This is a genomic window from Craterilacuibacter sp. RT1T (assembly GCF_023502145.1).
Taxonomy (GTDB): Bacteria; Pseudomonadota; Gammaproteobacteria; order Burkholderiales; family Chromobacteriaceae; genus Craterilacuibacter.
On sequence record NZ_JAMFLI010000002.1, the window covers coordinates 149,343 to 167,235 of the forward strand.

Sequence of the window (17,893 nt, forward strand, 5' to 3'; positions counted from 1 at the left end):
AAAAGGAGAAGGTCGTGAAGTATCTGAAATTGACAGCCGTGCTGCTGCTCAGCGGCTGCCTGGGTGGTGGCGGTGATGGCACGGCAGGCGGCAAGCAGGGTGGGGAGGGGGACGCACCCGCCCCGGTGGCGGGGCTGGGTGCGGCGGTAGAGACCTATTACCCCTATCAGCCGATCGCCGAGGCGGTTGCCAGTGGCAACCCGGGTGACTTGCCGCTGGATGCGCATCAGGGCTTGCTGGCGGGGGCGCGTTTACTGGCGGAAAACGCCAGGCAGAACCAGTTGCGCCTGCTGGAGCCGATGTTGCAGGGCGATGTGCAGCAGGGCTATGACTTTGGTGGTAATAGCCGTCAAATCTGGCCTGCCAGCGAGAATGCGGCGCCCCTGGTGATTGCCGACAATGGGGCGGTGATGGCTGCGCTGGCCGAGGTTGGCAGCGGGCGCGCCATCGGCTGGGGCGGTGATGTGTTGTGGAATATGGCGGATGCAGGCCGGCCGCAGCAGGGGTATTTTCCCTTCTTTAAGCGCAGCATGAACTGGCTGCTGACCGGGCGTGCAAGCGACGAGCGCCTGCCGGCCAAAGTGCGTTATGCCACGCATGCCTATTCCGCCGCCAATATGGCGGGCTTCCTGAAGCGTGCGGATAGCATTGCCGAGCCTGTTACCTGTGCCGTGGCGCAGGAGAACAGTTGCTGGCAGGACATCGATCTGTTTGTCTTCGGCCAGGGCAGCACGAATACCGAAGCATCTGCCGCACAGGTCAGAAAATATCTGGCGGCCGGCAAGTCGGTGCTGTATGTGCAGTCCAACTGGAACTACGGCGCGCAGCAGATCCCGGCCGCCATGGGGCTGACGCTTAGCCCTGACTATGGCGGGCAGTATTGGGCAGGTGGTGCGGTCGCCGCGACGCGCACGGCAGCGCAGTCTTTGCAAAAGGTCGACAGCCGGGGTGCGTTCTCCTCGCGGATTGCGCTGATCGATGCACTGGCAAATGATGCCTTGCCTGCTGGGGATCTGAGTGCCCATATTGCGGCGCTGGATCGTATCGCCCAGGAAAAGAATGCTTACCAAAGCGCCGGCACGCCCTTGTTCGAGACGGCATCGACCGATTTTCTGCGTTATGTAGTGCTATGGGCCGATGTCTGGCGCCGTGAAATCGATTATGGTCCGCTCAACCGCAACAGCCAGCCCGCGAGTTTCCTACGGGCATTGGCATCGGACTCCTGGTCGTTTGCCGTACGTGCCAATACCACCACCCCCAAGACCTATGGTGACTGGATGCCGCAGGCGGTCGAGAACATCAGCCCGTCGCAAGGTGCGGAAGAGGTCGAGGTCACCATCGCACAAGCGGGGGGCAAGACAGCGATAGGACGTGGCGCCTTACCGGGTAAAGCGGTTCAGATTGAGGTGCTGGACGACGGGGGCGCCGCTTATCTGGGGGTGCGTATCGGCTTTATTCGTGCGCGCGGCAATCCGCTGTCCGACAACTACGACCGTGCCCGTTATCCGGATGGTCATCAGGTCAAACTCAAGCCCGGTCAGCTCACTACCGTCGTCTTTCCTTGGGGTGGTCCGCTGTTTCTGGACTATAGCGGCGCGACGGCCGGCAAGAGCGTGAAGCTGCGCATTAAGGGGGCAACCCGTTATGCCCATTTCGACTTTACCCGTCCGGTTGATGAGAGCGAGCAGGCCGATGCCGTCGCCGCGCTGCAGCGTGGCGATTTTGGCTGGCAGACGGCCAAGTTTGAAGGCGGCGAAGTGCAGCAGACCATCGCCAAGGCCAAGAGCGTTATCGGCAACAAAGACCCGAAAACCTATGTGCTGGATGAGCTCAAGGGGCGGATTTTCGACAGCAACCATCTTGCCAATGGCTACAGCAATATGGCGATGCAAGAGCGGGTCGCCCAGCTGTGTGCCGAATTTGGCTGGGAGTGCACGGGCGGCAAACAGCGCGCACCTTCGGTCCAGCATTTTGTCGGCTGGCTGGCGCAATGCGGCTTCCTGTGTTCGGGCAATCCGTCCGATGGTGCGGCCGGTCTGGCGCCGGGTTGGGGCTGGTGGCATGAGCTGGGGCATAACACGGTACCGCGCTCGCAAAAGCTGGTGTTTGAGGGCAAGGGCTGCGTGGTCGAGTGCGACAATAATATTCTGGCCAACGCCAGTGCCTTAAGACAGTTCGCGTTGACCGGCATCGATGTGAATGGTGACCGCATCGACCATAAGGCGCTGTATGTCGCGGCCAAGCGTTCGCTGGATACGGGTTTGACGGGGGCCGCTTTGCAGCAGGATATGTATAACTGGTTCTGGATTGGTAGCGGGCAGAATCATAACGCCATGCGTGCGGTGCATTTCCAGCTGGCTTTCCTCTATACCCAGACGCGCCATGGCGAACTGCAGCCCGGTTTGCTGACCAGCCTCGAGTATTTCACCTTGCTGTCCAAGGGCGATCGTCTGGTAGGCAGTGCCTGGGATCCGCTTAACAAAAACAAGTACGGGATGGGACGCTACGCGAGCAACACCATCAGTAATCACGAACTGGTGTATGTGCTGTCGTCGAAAATCATCGGGCGTGATTTGAGGCAGTTGTTCGAGATGTACGGTATTCCGCTATCGGCAACGGCACTGGACTCGGTGGCAGACTTGAATCTGCCGCTGCAGGACAAGGTGTTTTACGCGCTGGCACCGGGCAAGGGCAACCAATTGGCCAGCGGGCGCTGGCTGAATCTGGCCTCGGGCATGGCGGCCTATCCATTCTGATCCGTAGGACTGGTGTTCAAAGCGGGGCGTGGTCACGGATAGGTGGTCACGCCCCTTTTTCAATTTACAGTTGCAACTCGGGCAAATCGCGGTAAAGGGCCAGCGCATCAGGATTGGCCAGTGCCGACACATTATTGACCGGCTCGCCATGAATGATGTTGCGCACCGCCAGTTCGACGATTTTGCCGGACTGGGTACGCGGAATATCGGCCACGGCAATAATGCGCGCCGGTACATGGCGCGGGCTGGCGCCGTCGCGGATCTGGCGGCGTATGCGTTCGACCAGCTGGCTGTCCAGCGTGGCGGCCGCCTGCAGGCGTACGAATAACACCACCCGCTCGTCACCTTGCCAGCGCTGGCCGACGGCCAGGCTCTCGAGCACCTCGGGGATGGCTTCGACCTGGCGGTAGATTTCGGCGGTGCCGATACGCACGCCGCCCGGGTTGAGCACCGCATCCGAACGGCCATAGATGATCAGGCCGTCGTGGGCGGTAATTTCGGCATAGTCGCCATGGGCCCACAGCCCGGCAAAGCGGCTGAAATAAGCCTGATGGTAGCGCTTGCCTTGCGGGTCATTCCAGAAGCCGACCGGCATGGAGGGGAAGGGCTGGCTGCACACCAGTTCACCCTTTTGTCCGCGTAGCGGCTTGCCGGCTTCATCCAGCACATCCACCGCCATGCCCAGACCGCGGCATTGCAACTCGCCGGCCCATACCGGCAGACAGGCATTGCCCAGCGCAAAACAGGACACGATATCGGTGCCGCCCGAGATCGAGGCCAGATTGATGTCGCGCTTGATATGGGCGTAAACCCAGTCAAAGCTCTCGGCTACCAGCGGCGAACCGGTGGAAAAAACGGCGCGCAAGGCGTCCAGACGCCAGTGTTCGGCCGGCTTGAGTTCCAGCTTGCGCAGGCTGTCGAGATATTTGGCCGAGGTGCCGAAATGGCTGCAATGGTATTGCTCGGCATAGTCCCACAATACCCGGCCTGCGCCGGTAAAGGGCGAGCCGTCGTAAGTGAGCAAGGTGGCGCCGCTGGCAAGGCCGGAGGCCAGCCAGTTCCACATCATCCAGCCGCAGGTGGTGAAGTAGAACAGGGTATCGCCGGCATGAATATCGGCGTGCAGCTGGTGTTCTTTCAGGTGCTGCAGCAAAGTGCCGCCGTGGCCATGCACGATGCACTTGGGCTTGCCGGTGGTGCCGCTGGAGTAAAGGATGAACAGCGGATGGTTGAACGGCACGCGGGTGTATTCGATGCTGCGCGCCGGGTAGGCGGCAATAAAAGCCTGCAGCGTTTCGGCCTTGCCGACATGGGCGGCAAAAGTCTCGCCTTCACCCAGATAAGGCAGCACCACGACACGGCTGACGCTGGGCAGGGCGGCACTGAGGGCGGCGACGCGCGGCGCCAGATCGATCGCCTTGCCGTTATACCAGCAGCCATCGGGGCAAAACAGCAGCTTGGGTTCGGTCTGGCCGAAGCGGTCCAGGCAGCCATCCAGCCCGAAATCGGTCGAACAACTGGTCCAGATCGCACCCAGACTGGCGCAAGCGAGCATGGCGGCGAGGGTCTCGGGCTGGTTGGTGACAAAGCCGGCCACACGGTCACCGCTCTGGATGCCCATGCCGCGCATGGCTTGCTGCAAGCGCGAGACCAGCGCATTGAGTTCGCTATAGCGCATCTCGCGCTTGATCTTGTCTTCGCTCCAGAATACGCAGGCCAGCGCCTCGTCATCGCGGCGCAGCAGGTTTTCGGCGTAGTTCAGCCTGGCCTCGGGGAAGAAGCGGGCAGATGCCATGCTGTCGCCGTGCAGCAGCAGGGTCTTGCCCTTGTCGCCGATCACCTTGCCGTAGTCCCATAGCAGCGACCAGAAGGTTTCCGGCTGCTCGATGCTGGCCTGCCACAGGCTGGCATAGTCGGGGTAGGAAGCGCCGCTGACCGACGCCATCAGGCGGGTGAACGCGGTCAGATGGCTAGCTGCGATGCGCTCGGGGCGCGGGCTCCATAGCGGGGTGTCCTGCATGCGTTTCTCCTGATGGCGGCCGCTCTTAGCCGGCGTCGTCTTGTTGTTGCGGATGGGCCTGGGCAAAGGCCGGCAGTGCGCTGCAAGCGGCCTCTATCGCCAGTAGCCGGGGGTAGGGCGCGAGCTCCACCGCGAAACGGCGCGCATTGTAAAGCTGTGGAATCAGGCAGCAATCGGCGAGCCCGGGCTGTTCGCCATGGCAAAAACGGCTAGCGGGCTGCGCTTGGCTGAGCCGACTTTCCAGTGCGCCCAGCCCCAGGCTGATCCAGTGCGCAATCCATGCGTTTTTGGCGCCCTCATCCAGCGCCAGTTCGGCCTTGAGGTAGTTCAACACGCGCAGATTGTTCAGCGGATGGATGTCGCAGGCGATGGAGAGCGCCAGCGCACGCACTTGTGCGCGGCCCTTGGCATCGGCCGGCAGCAAGGGGATGGCAGGTCGGGTCTCGTCCAGATACTCGATAATGGCCAGCGACTGGCTGATGCGGCTGCCGTCGTCGTCGATGAGCAGCGGCACCAGTTGCTGCGGGTTCAGTGCGGCGTAGTCGGGGTGGTGCTGTTCGGCGTGCGCCAGATGCACCGCCTGTGCCTGATAGGGCAGACCCTTGAGCGCCAGCGCGATGCGCACGCGATAGGCCGCCGAGCTGCGCCAGTAGCCGTAAAGCTTCATTTTGAGCGCTCCACGCGGTTGATGATGCTGCCGAAGATGGAGCGGCCGGCGCGGTCATGCATGCGGATTTCTACGCAGTCGCCAAAGCGCATGAAGGGCGTGGCGGGCGCGCCTTGCTCTATGGTTTCCAGCATGCGCACTTCGGCCAGGCAGCAAAAACCGACACCACCGTGTTCGACCTTGGCGCCATTGAGGCTGCCTTGCTTATTCGACACGGTGCCCGAGCCGATGATGGAACCGGCGACCAGATCGCGTGTTTTGGCGACATGGGCGATCAGTTGGGCAAAGCTGAACACCATATCGATTCCGGCATTGGGGTGGCCGAAAGCCTGCTCGTTGAGGCTGACTTGCAGCGGCAGATGCAGCTTGCTGTCCTGCCATGCCGCGCCCAGTTCGTCCGGCGTGACGGCGACCGGCGAGAAACTGGAGGCCGGCTTGGACTGGAAAAAGCCGAAACCCTTGGCCAGCTCGCCCGGAATCAGATTGCGCAGCGACACATCATTGACCAGCATGATCAGGCGGATGGCGCGGGCACAGGTGGCGACATCCGCGCCCATGGCCACATCGCCGGTGACGACGGCGACTTCTGCTTCAAAATCGATGCCCCAGTCTTCGCTGGCAGCGCGTATGGCTGCGCGCGGTCCGATAAAGCTGTCCGAGCCGCCCTGATACATCAGCGGATCGGTGTAAAAGCTGGCGGGCATCTCGGCGCCGCGGGCGCGGCGCACCAGTTCGACATGGTTAAGATAGGCTGAGCCGTCGGCCCACTGGTAGGCGCGCGGCAGGGGCGAGGCGCAGGCTGCCTCGTCAAAGGCAAACTCGCCGGCGATGGGCCCGGCTTCCAGCGCGGTGGCAAGTTCGGCAAGCCGGGGGGCGAGTTGCGCCCAGTTGTCCAGCGCCGCCTGCAAGGTGGCGGCGATGTCCGGCACGGCCAGCGCGCGCTTAAGGTCGCGTGAAACCAGCACCAGTGTGCCGTCGCGGGTGGTGCTTTTCAGTGTGGCCAGTTTCATCTGTTGTCTTCCTTATCCCAGCTGCCGTCGTGCATCCAGCGTGCGTGGGTCGGTGCTTTTTTAGTACGTGACCATTCGTCGAGCATGGCGTCTTTGACCCGGTAAAGCTCGGCCAGCATGCCGGGGCGGGCCGTATTGGCCGCCAGTTCCAGCCGGTGGCCATTGGGGTCGAAGAAATAGATGGACTGGAACAGGGTGTGATCGGTCGGGCCGATGACCTTGATGCCGGCCGCCTCCAGCTTTTGCTTGGTGGCCAGCAACACTTCCAGCGACTCGACTTCCAGCGCCAGATGCTGGACCCATGCCGGCGTATGCGGATCGCGCCCCATCGGCGCCTGGGTGGGCAACTCGAAAAAAGCCAGCACATTGCCGCCGCCGGCATCGAGAAACACATGCATATACGGGTCGGCTTCACCGGTGGAGGGCACGCGGTCTTCGGCGATGGCCAGCACAAAGCGCATGTCCAGATGGGTCTGGTACCAGTGAACGGTTTCGCGCGCATCGCGGCAGCGATAGGCGACATGGTGGATTTTCTGAACCAGCATGGCAGGGTCTCCTGATAAAGGCGGGCGGCCTGTAACGCCGCCGCCGGATGCCAGCTTAAAGCGGATGGCGGTTTAGCGGGAGACAGGTCATGCCTTTGTCGGCTCAAAACAGGGAAAATAATGCCAAATAATAGGCAGGCTTAGTTGCCGCTCACCGTATTCGGGCTGCGACCCAGCGCATGTGCGACGCGCGAGACGGGCGCTTTGCCTAAGATGTCGCTGATAAACCACGCCGCATCGACGACCTGCTGCAAGTCGACCCCGCTTTGCAAGCCCATGCCCTGCAATAGCCACAGCACGTCTTCGGTGGCGACATTGCCCGATGCGCCGCGCGCGTACGGGCAGCCGCCAAGGCCGGCCACCGAGCTGTCAAAAGTATGGATGCCCATTTCCAGCGCTGCGACAATATTAGCAATGGCCATGCCGTAGCTGTCGTGAAAATGCCCGGCCAGTTGTGCGGCGGGTACCCGCTTTTGCACGGCAGATAGCATTTCGTGTACGCGGTTTGGCGTACCAACCCCGATGGTGTCGCCCAGCGAGATTTCGTAGCAGCCCATTTCCCTGAGCGCCGCGGCCACGCGGGCGACTTGGGAGGGGGCGATTTCGCCCTCGTACGGACAGCCCAGTACGCAGGAGACATAGCCGCGTACCCGCAATCCCGCATCCAGCGCCCGCCTGGCCACCGCGGCAAAGGCACTCAGGCTGTCGTTGATGCCCCTGTTCAGGTTGTGGCGGCTGAAGCTTTCGCTGGCGGCGCCAAAAACCGCAATTTCGCGCGCACCGGCAGCCAGTGCCGCATCCAGCCCTTGCTCATTGGGCACCAGCACCGGGTAATGCACTGGCCCTGCCAGATCCAGTGCGGCCAGCACCTCGGCACTGTCGGCCATTTGCGGCACCCAGCGTGGCGACACGAAGGCACCGGCCTCGATATGGGTTAGGCCAGAAGCGGCAAGGCGCTGTATCAGTTCGAGTTTGCCCGCCCGCGTGACGGGCTGTTTTTCATTCTGCAGCCCGTCGCGCGGGCCGACTTCAACCAGTCTGATTTGAGGCATTTGCGTGCTCCATCTGCGGCAAGGTCTTTATCTTGCAGTAACGCTTACGTTAACGTCAATTTGTGGCGGGCGAAATAGTGGTGCCGGCAAGAGTCTGTGGGGTTTCGGGCAACACGGATGTGCACGGAGCGCGGCGGATGCCGGTTTGGGCCATCCTTGGGGATGCGGGCGGGCTTGCCTCTGCATCCTCGCGTATGCCCGGCTGATGGCGATGATGGCGGCGGGGGTTAGGCCCGGTTTGGCAGGCTTTCGAAGGTTTTGACGCTGCCGGGGCGGCCCAGCAGATAGCCCTGATAGATGTCGCACTGCCCGCTGGCCAGATAGGCAAACTGCGCTTCGGTTTCCACGCCTTCGGCCACGACGCCAAGCTTCAGCGCACGCGCCATGGCGAGGATGGCATCGACGATGGCAGCATCGTCGCTGTCGCTATGGATATCGCGGACAAACTCCTGGTCTATCTTGATCTCGGACAGCGGCAGCCGTTTCAGGTAGGTCAGCGAGGCGTAGCCGGTGCCGAAATCATCCATTGAGAAACGGATGCCGTGGGTGCACAGCGAGCGCATCTTGGCTTCCGCATCGCCCAGGTTGTCCAGCAGCACACTCTCGGTCAGTTCAAGCTTCAGCCGCGCTGGAGGGGCGCCGGTTTCGGCCAGAATGGCCAAGACATCACTGACGAAATCCGCCTGCTGGAACTGGCGGGCGCTGATATTGACCGACAGCACCATGCCAGACAGGGCAGGCCTGGATTGCCAGCTGGCCAGCAGCTGGCAGGACTCGAGCAATACCCAGCGGCCGATAGGCAGGATCAGCCCGTATGCCTCGGCACAGGGGATGAAGTCGGCCGGAGCGACCTGCTGTCCCTTGGCGTTGCGCCAGCGCAGCAGCACTTCGGCGCCGATGGGCTGTTGCCGGGTATTGAACTGCGGCTGCAGGGCAAGGAAGAATTCATGATTGCTTAGCGCGTGATGCAATTGCTGGCGCAACTGTTCGCGCTGGGAGGCTGTTTCATGCAGGGCCTGCTGGAAAAAGCAGATGCGTGAGCGGCCTTGATGCTTGGCCTGATACAGCGCGAGGTCGGCCTGCGCCAGCAGGTCGGCATGGCTTTCCGCGTTACCGCTAAACAGGGTGCCGCCGATGCTGATGCTGTTATTGTAGGGCATGCCATCCAGGGTCAGGTCCCGGTTGATCGCCTGCAATAATTGTTGGCCGAGGTGTTGTGCCGCGTGGCGCGCGCTAGTCTGGTCGCATGACAGGTTTTCCGCCAGCACGACAAATTCGTCCCCGCCCAGACGCGCAACCAGATCCTGTTGCCGGCTGTGCCGGCACAGCAATTGCGCGATCTGGCACAGCAGCAGGTCGCCGACTTCGTGGCCACGTGTGTCGTTGATGGTCTTGAAGTGGTCGACATCGATAAACAGCAATGCGCCATGCCTGCCGCTGCTGGCGCTACGCGACAAGGCCTGTGGCAGGCGTTCGTTGAAGCGGCGGCGGTTGGCAAGGTGGGTCAGCGGGTCGTAGAAAACCAGCTTGCGGATCTGTTCTTCGTCCTGTTTGCGCTGGCTGATGTCAAGCAGCGCTCCGACAACGCGCAGCGGCCGGCCCTCCTGGTCGCGTTCGACCACGTCGCCGCGATCAATCACCCAGATTTCGCTGCCATTTTGATGCAGCATCCGATATTCGGCACGGTAGGGAATGCCTTCTTTCAGACAGCTGTCCAGCGCGGCAAAGACTTGCGGCCGGTCGTCCGGATGAATGGCATTGCTGTAGACCGCCAGTTCGTGTTCAAGATAGCGGTCATCCAGCCCCAGTAATGCACACCATTTATGGTTGTGGCGGACCTGTCCGCTGGGCAGGTCCCAGTCCCAGACGCCTTCATCAATGGTGGTCAGCGCGTAGTCGAGGCGCTTGCAGGCGTCTTCGGCACTTTGCCTGGCCTGTTCTGCCGCCTCGCGTGCCTGTAGCAGTTCGGTGACATCGTTGGCGATGACCAAAACGCATGCCTGGCCATGGGCATTGGTAAACGGCGTTTTGGTCGACTGGAAATGGCGGATCTGGCCGTTGGTGACGTCGGTGGATGTTTCCATCACTATCCGCGATTGGCCAGAACGCATAATCTCGCGGATATTCTCCAGATAAAAGGCCACCTGTTCGGCATTGGGATTGAAGTCGGCGTCGCTCTTGCCGGTCATCTGTTCCACGGTCGTGCCATATAGCGTGGCCAGTGCCTGATTGGCCAGCAGAAACTGGCCATCCCAGTTCTTGATGAAGCAGATATTGCTGCCGTGACGGATCACCGAATCCAGCAGTGCCTCGCGTTCGGCCAGTTTGTCCAGCAGTCGCTGGCGTGGCCGCTCGTCGACGCTGAAGGAAAACAGCAACAGTTCGCCGGCATCGACCCGCGCCAGCGCCTGGGATGTGTGAATGGCTATTGGTGTCCCGTCTTGATGGCAATGAATCCCGCCTCCGGTCACCGGCAGGGTTTCGCGGGCCATGGCTTTTGCGAAGATGGCGCGCACGCTTTCCTGTTCGGCAGGCGGGATAATCAGCGTCAGCAGGTCGCAGCCCATGGCTTCTGCCCGGCTATAGCCGTAAAGCCGGGTGCTGGCATCGTTCCAGTACACCACCTTGTACTGGCTGTCGTGGCCCTGAATGGCGATGCCGGGCATGCTGTCCATTAAGGCAAAAACCCCGGCGCGTGTCAGCGCAAGGGTGGGGGCAATGGCAGTCTGCGCGTTGGGTAATGCATTCATCAAGTCTGTTTGGGTAGGTGGTTTTCCCTATCTTAAAATTTTTGGAAGTTATTTGCCGATAACTTTCAACAATTGTTGATTAAACTCAAGCAGGCTGTGCCTGCGGCATCGTTTCGAAGTCGACCAGTTCATCGCCATCGCTGACCTGTTCCCCCGGATGGAACAGGTAGGCCTTGACTACGCCATCGGCCGGTGCCCTTAGCGTGTGCTCCATCTTCATCGCCTCCAGTATCAAGAGCGGGGTGCCCTGGGTGACGTGGCTGCCGGTATTGCTCAGGTGGGCGAGCACCCGCCCCGGCATCGGTGCCCGCAGGTGGGCGTGGCCTTGCGTCTCGGCGCTGGCGTAGGCATAGGGGTCGGCAAGCTGGGCCAGCAGGCGCTCGCTGCCACTGAACAGGGTACGGCTATGGCCGTGACGGATGACGCGTGCCTGATGGCGCTGTCCGTCCAGCCACAGCGTTAGCTCGCCCTGATCCAGGCTGGCGCGTGCGTGCGCGCAGGCTGACGCCGTGGTGACGGTAAAACCGTCGGCCAGATAATCCACGCTCACCCGGTGTAGCTGCCCGGCGACCTGCCAGTCGAAGTGGCGGCGCAGCGTCCCGTTCAGGCGCCAGCCCTTGCCGCCGTCTAGCGCTTCGGCAAGCGAGAGCAGCGCGAGTTGCCACGACGCGGGTGCCGTTGCGCCTGGCAGCAGTTCGGCTTCGGCGCGCGCGATCAGGCCAGTGTCGACACTGCCGGCGGCAAAGTCGGGGTGGGCCGCCAGGCGTGCCAGAAAGGCTGTATTGCAGGCGACACCGGCGATCTCGCACTGTGCCAGTGCATGACGCAGGCTTTGCAGCGCGATGTCGCGCGTCTCGCCCCAGACAATCAGCTTGGCGATCATCGGGTCATACCACGGCGAGATGGTGTCGCCCTCGATCACGCCGCTGTCGAGGCGCACCCGTGCCGAGCCTTGCGGCAGGCGCAGGTGGGTGAGGGTGCCGGTGGCCGGCAAGAAGCCCTTGTCCGGGTCTTCGGCGTAAATGCGCGCTTCGAAGGCATGGCCGGATAGGGGAATGTCGTCCTGCGCCAGCGGTAGTGCCTCGCCGGCGGCGACGCGGATCTGCCACGCCACCAGATCCTGTCCGGTGATCATCTCGGTGACCGGATGTTCGACCTGTAGCCGGGTATTCATTTCCATGAAATAGAAGCGGCCATCGGGTTCGACAATGAATTCGACCGTGCCGGCACCGACATAGCCGACGGCGCGCGCGGCGGCGCAGGCGGCCTCGCCCATGGCGCGGCGCGTGGCTGCTGCCAGGTTGGGCGCAGGTGCTTCTTCTATGACTTTCTGGTGGCGGCGCTGGGCCGAGCAGTCGCGTTCGAACAGGTAGACCGCGTGGCCGTGGCTGTCGGCAAACAGCTGGATCTCGATATGGCGCGGGCGCTGCAGGTATTTTTCCAGCAGCACCACATCGTTGCCGAAGGCTGCCTGCGCCTCGCGCCGGCACGAGGCCAGCGCCGCGGCAAATTCGGCCCCGGATTCGACCACGCGCATGCCCTTGCCGCCGCCACCCATCACGGCCTTGATCAGCACCGGATAGCCGATGCGCGTGGCTTCCGCGGCCAGCAGGGTGTCGTCCTGGTTTTCGCCATGGTAGCCCGGCACCAGCGGCACGCCGGCGTCGGCCATCAGGCGCTTGGCGGCCGATTTGGAACCCATGGCCTCGATGGCCGAGGCTGGTGGGCCGATAAAAATCAGGCCGGCGGCGCTGCAATCACGGGCGAATGCGGCATTTTCCGACAGGAAACCGTAGCCGGGGTGGATGGCATCGGCGCCGCAGCTGAGCGCGGCGGCAATGATCTTGTCGGCACGCAGATAGGATTCGGCGGCAGCGGCCGCGCCGATGGCCACCGCCTCGTCGGCCAGGCGCACATGCTGCGCGTTCGCGTCGGCCTCCGAATAGACCGCGACGCTGGCAATGCCCAGCGCGCGGGCACTGCGGATAATGCGGCAGGCAATTTCGCCGCGGTTGGCGATCAGAATCTTGGCCAGCATCAGTCTTGCTCCTCTTGCCAGGCGGGGCGGCGTTTATCGAAGAAGGCAGCGAGTCCCTCGCGCGCTTCGCTGCCGGCACGGGTGCGGGCAATCAGGGCGGCGGTTTCGGCTAGAAGCGTGTCATCGCTGGTTGAGCCATCGGCCACCGCGCGCAGCAACTGTTTGCTCTGGGCAAGCGCGCCCGGCGCGCCTTGCAGCAGTTGCCGGGCAAGCGCCGCGATGCTGCTGTCCAGCCTGTCCGCTGCGACAATCTCGTGCACCAGGCCCAGGCGCCAGGCGGTGTCGGCAGGGATGCGTTCGGCCGACAATGTGTAGCGGCGCATGGCGCGCATACCGATGGCTTCGCTGACATAGGGCGCGATGGTGGCCGGAATCAGCCCCAGGCGCACCTCGGACAAGCCAAAGCGGGCTTCGGGTGTGGCGATGGCAATGTCGCAAGCGGCGACCAGCCCCATGCCGCCGGCCAGTGCTGCGCCATGCACGCGTGCGATGACCGGCTTGGGGCAGCGGTACAGCGTCTTGAGCAAGCCGGCCAGCGCTTGTGCATCGGCCAGATTCTGCGCCTCGCTAAAGGCGGCGGCACGGCGCATCCAGTCAAGATCGGCACCTGCGCAAAAGCTCGCGCCGCGCCCGGCCAGTACGATGACCCGTACGCCGGCATCGTTTGCCAGCGTGTTGATGGCATGGGTGAGCGCATCGATCAGGGCTTCATTCAGCGCATTGTGTAGCGCGGGGCGATTCAGCCACAGGGTGGCGATGGCTGCATGGTGTTCGATTTCCAGCATCGTGCTCTCCATGGCGGGCCTCACATGCGGAACACGCCAAAGCGCGTGTCGGGAATAGGGGTGGACAGGCAGGCATCCAGCGCCAGCGCCAGTACGTCGCGGGTCTGTGCCGGGTCGATAATGCCGTCATCCCATAGCCGGGCGCTGGCGTAAAAAGGATGGCCCTGGCGCTCGTACTGCTCGCGCACAGGTGCCTTGAATGCTTCTTCGGCCTCGCGGCTCCAGTGGTCGCCCAGTTGTTCGCGCTTGACGGTGGCCAGAACCGATGCGGCCTGCTCTCCGCCCATTACCGAGATGCGCGCATTGGGCCACATCCACAAAAAGCGCGGATCGAAGGCGCGCCCGCACATGCCGTAGTTGCCGGCGCCAAAGCTGCCGCCGATGACGACGGTCAGCTTTGGCACCGCGGCGCAGGCGACCGCCGTGACCAGCTTGGCGCCGTCGCGGGCGATGCCGCCGTTTTCGTATTTCTTGCCGACCATAAAGCCGGTGATGTTCTGTAAAAACAGCAGCGGCACCTTGCGCTGGCAGCACAACTCGACAAAGTGCGCGCCTTTAAGCGCCGACTCGGAAAACAGGATGCCGTTATTGGCAATAATGCCGATCTGGTGGCCGTTCAGGCGGGCAAAGCCGGTGACCAGCGTGCTGCCGTAGTTGGCCTTGAATTCGTCAAATGCCGAATCATCGACCAGACGCAAAATGATTTCGTGCACATCGAACGGCTGCTTGCTGTCGGCCGGAATCACGCCATACAGTTCGGCCGGGTCATGGCGAGGCGGCAAGGCGCGCACAGTTTCCCCTCTTGCTGCTGCCGGCCAGTTAAGGTTGCCGACGATGCGCCGCGCGATGGCCAGCGCATGACCGTCGTTTTCGGCCAGATGGTCGGCCACGCCGGAGATGCGGGTATGCACCTCACCCCCGCCCAATTCTTCGGCGCTTACCACCTCGCCGGTTGCCGCTTTCACCAGTGGTGGGCCACCCAGAAAGATGGTGCCCTGGTTGCGCACAATCACCGTTTCATCGCTCATGGCCGGCACATAAGCGCCACCGGCCGTGCACGAGCCCATCACGACCGCGATTTGCGGCACGCCGGCGGCAGACAGTTGCGCCTGATTGAAAAAAATGCGGCCGAAGTGCTCTTTATCGGGAAAAACCTCGTCCTGCAAGGGCAAAAATGCGCCGCCGGAGTCGACCAGGTAAACGCAGGGCAGGCGGTTGGCGCGGGCGATTTCCTGTGCGCGCAGATGTTTTTTTACCGTCATCGGGTAGTAGGTGCCACCCTTGACCGTGGCGTCATTGGCGACGACGACGCAGTTGATGCCCGAGATGCGGCCGATGCCGGTGATGATGCCGGCGCCGGGTGCTTCGTCGCCATACATGCCGCAGGCAGCCAGTTGCGACAGCTCCAGAAACGGTGCGCCGGCGTCAAGCAACAGGTCGATGCGTTCTCGCGGCAACAGCTTGCCGCGCGCCGTATGTTTGGTGCGTGCGGCATCGCCCCCTCCGGCAGCGCTTTGCGCCACGCGGGCGCAAAGCTCATCGACCAGCTCGCGCATGCGTGCACCATTAGCGAGAAAAGCGGCGCTACGTACCAGTAAAGAGGATTCGAGTATGGGCATGATTGAAGTCGGGAGTAGAGAGTGGGGGGAGGGATGGGGCATCGCAACGGTGATGCGCCCCGTCCCATACCCTGATTAGCGCTGCTCGGCCATCAGTTCGCGGCCGATCAGCCAGCGGCGGATTTCGCTGGTGCCGGCGCCGATCTCGTAGAGTTTGGCGTCACGCAGCAGGCGGCCGGCGGATAGCTCGTTGGTATAGCCGACGCCCCCCAGGCACTGGATGGTATCCAGCGCCATTTGGGTGGCGTTTTCGGCGGCATACAGGATGACGCCGGCCGCGTCCTTGCGTACGCTGCGCCCGCTGGCGCCCGCATCCAGCGCCGCGCCGATGCTATAGACGTAGGCACGGCTGGCCGAGAGCTGGACATACATATCGGCCAGCTTGCCCTGCATGAGCTGGAAGTCGCCGATGGCCTGGCCGAATTGCTGGCGCTGGGCCAGATAGGGCAGGGTCAGATCCATGCAGGCCTGCATAATGCCCAAGGGGCCGGCCGACAGTACGGCGCGCTCGTAATCGAGACCGCTCATCAATACATTCACCCCGCCGCCGATTTTCCCCAGCACATTGGCGAGCGGTACTTCGCAGTTATCGAAATACAGGGGATAGGTGTTGGAGCCGCGCATGCCCAGTTTGTCGAGCTTGGGGCCGTGGCTGAAACCGGCCATGCCTTTTTCGACGATAAAAGCGGTGATGCCGCGCGCACCGGCGGCCGGGTCGGTTTTAGCGTAGACCACCAGCACATCGGCGTCGCCGCCGTTGGTAATCCACATCTTGCTGCCGTTAAGCATGAAGCTGTCGCCGCAGCGGGTGGCCGCGAGCTTCATGCTGACTACGTCCGAGCCGGCATTGGGTTCGGACATGGCCAGCGCGCCGATGTGGGTGCCGGCAATCAGGCGGGGCAGGTAGCGCTGCTTTTGTTGCGTATTGCCGTTGCGGCTAATCTGGTTGACGCACAAATTGGAGTGCGCACCATAGGACAGGCCGACCGAGGCCGAGGCGCGGGAGATTTCCTCCATGGCCACCATATGGGCCAGATAGCCCAAGCCTGCGCCGCCATATTCTTCTGCGGCGGTTATGCCAAGCAGCCCCATTTCGCCCAGCTTAAGCCATAGCTCGGCCGGAAACAGGTTGTCGCGGTCTATCGAAGCGGCGTGCGGTGCAATTTCGCGATCGGCAAACTCGCGTACTGCCTCACGCAGGGCGCGGCAGGTGTCATCAAGCATAAAGTCGCAGGGTGCCGTCATGGTGTGTCTCCTCCTTGTTTTGCTTGATCATGAGTTACGTTAACGTAAACGTCAATCAAGAAGCATGCAAAAAGCAGGGCTTGGTGACAGCAGTGTTGTATGGCAGTCAGTCCGGCCGGGTGCTGACGCTGCGGCAGTGGGCTTCCAGTGTGTCGATTTCAGCCAGGATGGCATCCAGATCCTGGCGCTGTGCCTCCAGCTGGCGACGGCGCTCCAGCAGCAGGTCCAGCAGCTTGGCCGCCTGGCTGGCTTCTTCGCGCTGGTCGTACAGCGCGATGATTTCGCGGATATCGGTTAGCGACAGGCCGATGCGCCGTCCCCTGAGAATCAGCTTGATGCGGGCCCGGTCGCGCTTGGAAAACAGCCGGCTGCGCCCCTTGCGCTCAGGTTCTATCAGCCCTTGTTCTTCATAAAAGCGCAGTGTGCGTAGCGTAATATCGAACTCGTGCGCGAGCTCGGAGATGGTGAAATGCTCTTGCATTTGGTAAGCCCCTGTTTTTATCGCGCCATATTATGTGAATGCGCGAAGCGCAGCCAGCGCAGTGCGCCGGTGGTGCGCGGCTTGGCAGGCAGCCGGAGGCGATTCTGCCATGCGCCGCGACGCGCGTCGGCTATGGTGGAGCGAAGGGGACTGGGTGATGGTGATGTGATCTGCGTCGCCCGTAAATCGCGCCAAAGGGTACAATAGCTGCAATAAAATTTTTAAAGGAACAGATCATGACTGCCCAAGCCTTCACCGACACCGACCTTGCCCGTCTGGAAACCCTGCTATCCCCCCTGTCCGCCGATGGTTCGACCATGCGTACCGATGAAGTGCAGGGTTTTTTCTGCGCGGTCGCCAGCGGTCCGGACCGCATGTCTATGGACGAGCTGCTGAATGAAGCGCTGGGCGATGCGCCGGCGTTTGCCAGCCCCGAGGACGAGGCAGAAGCCCGCGCCTTGCTGACCCGTTTGTACCAGAACACCGAAGACGCGCTGGCGAACGGCGATATGCCGGAAATGATCCTGTTTTCCGAGGAAGACAGCGATGAGGCCGATTACTGGCCATGGTGCAATGCCTATCTGTATGCGCTGGACGTGGTCGCGACCGACTGGTTTGAAGCGGCCGACGACGAAGGTTTCGAAGACCTGCTGTATCCGGTGATGGCTTTGGGCGGCATTTTCGAGCAGGAAGATGGCGAAGATCTGATCACCTTTACCGATGCCGAGCTGGAAAACTTCAAGGACGAAGTCGAAGATGCGGTATTGGCAGTCTATGCCTACTGGCGTGCCAAGGAGCAGGCACCATCGACCGTGCGTCGCGAGGGCGACAAGGTCGGCCGTAATGACCCGTGCCCGTGTGGTAGCGGCAAGAAATACAAGGCTTGCTGCGGCAAGGTTTGAGCTTGATCGTTTGAATGTAAAAA

13 protein-coding genes are annotated in these 17,893 nt (G+C 62.3%); 2 read left to right on the forward strand and 11 right to left on the reverse strand.

Annotated elements, in window-relative coordinates:
- Window positions 1–14: 14 nt before the first annotated feature.
- The gene (locus tag M3P88_RS04600) at window positions 15–2,756 is read left to right on the forward strand and encodes an ImpA family metalloprotease (RefSeq protein ID WP_249614875.1); all 2,742 of its coding nucleotides are present in this window, start codon (window positions 15–17) and stop codon (window positions 2,754–2,756) included.
- Window positions 2,757–2,820: 64 nt separating this feature from the next.
- On the opposite strand, the gene M3P88_RS04605 is transcribed toward M3P88_RS04600, so the two are convergent.
- From M3P88_RS04605 to M3P88_RS04655, 11 genes are all read right to left on the reverse strand, one after another.
- Window positions 2,821–4,776: an acetoacetate--CoA ligase gene (locus M3P88_RS04605; protein WP_249614876.1), complete on the reverse strand. Its 1,956-nt coding sequence runs from the start codon at window positions 4,774–4,776 to the stop codon at window positions 2,821–2,823.
- A gap of 25 nt (window positions 4,777–4,801) precedes the next feature.
- Window positions 4,802–5,443: a maleylacetoacetate isomerase gene (maiA, locus tag M3P88_RS04610; protein WP_249614877.1), complete on the reverse strand. Its 642-nt coding sequence runs from the start codon at window positions 5,441–5,443 to the stop codon at window positions 4,802–4,804.
- The gene (locus M3P88_RS04615) at window positions 5,440–6,453 is read right to left on the reverse strand and encodes a fumarylacetoacetate hydrolase family protein (RefSeq protein ID WP_249614878.1); all 1,014 of its coding nucleotides are present in this window, start codon (window positions 6,451–6,453) and stop codon (window positions 5,440–5,442) included. Before M3P88_RS04615 ends, maiA begins: the two co-directional genes overlap by 4 nt.
- Window positions 6,450–6,998, reverse strand: a complete 549-nt coding sequence (locus M3P88_RS04620) for a VOC family protein (RefSeq protein ID WP_249614879.1) — start codon at window positions 6,996–6,998, stop codon at window positions 6,450–6,452. Before M3P88_RS04620 ends, M3P88_RS04615 begins: the two co-directional genes overlap by 4 nt.
- A gap of 140 nt (window positions 6,999–7,138) precedes the next feature.
- Window positions 7,139–8,050 (reverse strand): hydroxymethylglutaryl-CoA lyase, encoded by a 912-nt coding sequence (locus tag M3P88_RS04625; RefSeq protein ID WP_249614880.1) that lies wholly within the window; start codon window positions 8,048–8,050, stop codon window positions 7,139–7,141.
- 227 nt (window positions 8,051–8,277) lie between these two features.
- On the reverse strand, window positions 8,278–10,800 hold the full coding sequence (locus tag M3P88_RS04630; protein WP_249614881.1) for a sensor domain-containing protein: 2,523 nt from the start codon (window positions 10,798–10,800) through the stop codon (window positions 8,278–8,280).
- An 85-nt stretch (window positions 10,801–10,885) separates the two neighbouring features.
- Window positions 10,886–12,838 (reverse strand): acetyl/propionyl/methylcrotonyl-CoA carboxylase subunit alpha, encoded by a 1,953-nt coding sequence (locus M3P88_RS04635; RefSeq protein WP_249614882.1) that lies wholly within the window; start codon window positions 12,836–12,838, stop codon window positions 10,886–10,888.
- Window positions 12,838–13,623, reverse strand: coding sequence for an enoyl-CoA hydratase/isomerase family protein (locus M3P88_RS04640; protein WP_249614883.1), 786 nt, complete (start codon window positions 13,621–13,623; stop codon window positions 12,838–12,840). The genes M3P88_RS04635 and M3P88_RS04640 overlap by 1 nt, the downstream gene beginning before the upstream one ends.
- Window positions 13,624–13,643: 20 nt before the next feature.
- On the reverse strand, window positions 13,644–15,242 hold the full coding sequence (locus M3P88_RS04645; RefSeq protein WP_249614884.1) for a carboxyl transferase domain-containing protein: 1,599 nt from the start codon (window positions 15,240–15,242) through the stop codon (window positions 13,644–13,646).
- Between the two features lie 75 nt (window positions 15,243–15,317).
- A complete protein-coding gene (locus tag M3P88_RS04650; protein WP_249614885.1) occupies window positions 15,318–16,487 on the reverse strand; it encodes an isovaleryl-CoA dehydrogenase in 1,170 nt (389 codons plus the stop codon).
- A 106-nt stretch (window positions 16,488–16,593) separates the two neighbouring features.
- A complete protein-coding gene (locus M3P88_RS04655) occupies window positions 16,594–16,968 on the reverse strand; it encodes a MerR family transcriptional regulator (protein WP_249614886.1) in 375 nt (124 codons plus the stop codon).
- Between the two features lie 236 nt (window positions 16,969–17,204).
- On the opposite strand from M3P88_RS04655, the gene M3P88_RS04660 reads away from it, so the two are divergent.
- Window positions 17,205–17,870 carry a YecA family protein gene (locus tag M3P88_RS04660; protein WP_249614887.1) on the forward strand — a complete coding sequence of 222 codons (666 nt, stop codon included), beginning with the start codon at window positions 17,205–17,207 and terminating at the stop codon, window positions 17,868–17,870.
- The last annotated feature ends 23 nt before the right edge of the window (window positions 17,871–17,893 follow it).

Coding starts and splice junctions, on each gene's coding strand:
- M3P88_RS04605 (WP_249614876.1), bottom strand. CDS start 4,776: ATGCAGGACACCCCGCTATGGAGCCCGCGCCCCGAGCGCATCGCAGCT.
- maiA (WP_249614877.1), bottom strand. CDS start 5,443: ATGAAGCTTTACGGCTACTGGCGCAGCTCGGCGGCCTATCGCGTGCGC.
- M3P88_RS04615 (WP_249614878.1), bottom strand. CDS start 6,453: ATGAAACTGGCCACACTGAAAAGCACCACCCGCGACGGCACACTGGTG.
- M3P88_RS04620 (WP_249614879.1), bottom strand. CDS start 6,998: ATGCTGGTTCAGAAAATCCACCATGTCGCCTATCGCTGCCGCGATGCG.
- M3P88_RS04625 (WP_249614880.1), bottom strand. CDS start 8,050: ATGCCTCAAATCAGACTGGTTGAAGTCGGCCCGCGCGACGGGCTGCAG.
- M3P88_RS04630 (WP_249614881.1), bottom strand. CDS start 10,800: ATGAATGCATTACCCAACGCGCAGACTGCCATTGCCCCCACCCTTGCG.
- M3P88_RS04635 (WP_249614882.1), bottom strand. CDS start 12,838: ATGCTGGCCAAGATTCTGATCGCCAACCGCGGCGAAATTGCCTGCCGC.
- M3P88_RS04640 (WP_249614883.1), bottom strand. CDS start 13,623: ATGCTGGAAATCGAACACCATGCAGCCATCGCCACCCTGTGGCTGAAT.
- M3P88_RS04645 (WP_249614884.1), bottom strand. CDS start 15,242: ATGCCCATACTCGAATCCTCTTTACTGGTACGTAGCGCCGCTTTTCTC.
- M3P88_RS04650 (WP_249614885.1), bottom strand. CDS start 16,487: ATGACGGCACCCTGCGACTTTATGCTTGATGACACCTGCCGCGCCCTG.
- M3P88_RS04655 (WP_249614886.1), bottom strand. CDS start 16,968: ATGCAAGAGCATTTCACCATCTCCGAGCTCGCGCACGAGTTCGATATT.
- M3P88_RS04660 (WP_249614887.1), top strand. CDS start 17,205: ATGACTGCCCAAGCCTTCACCGACACCGACCTTGCCCGTCTGGAAACC.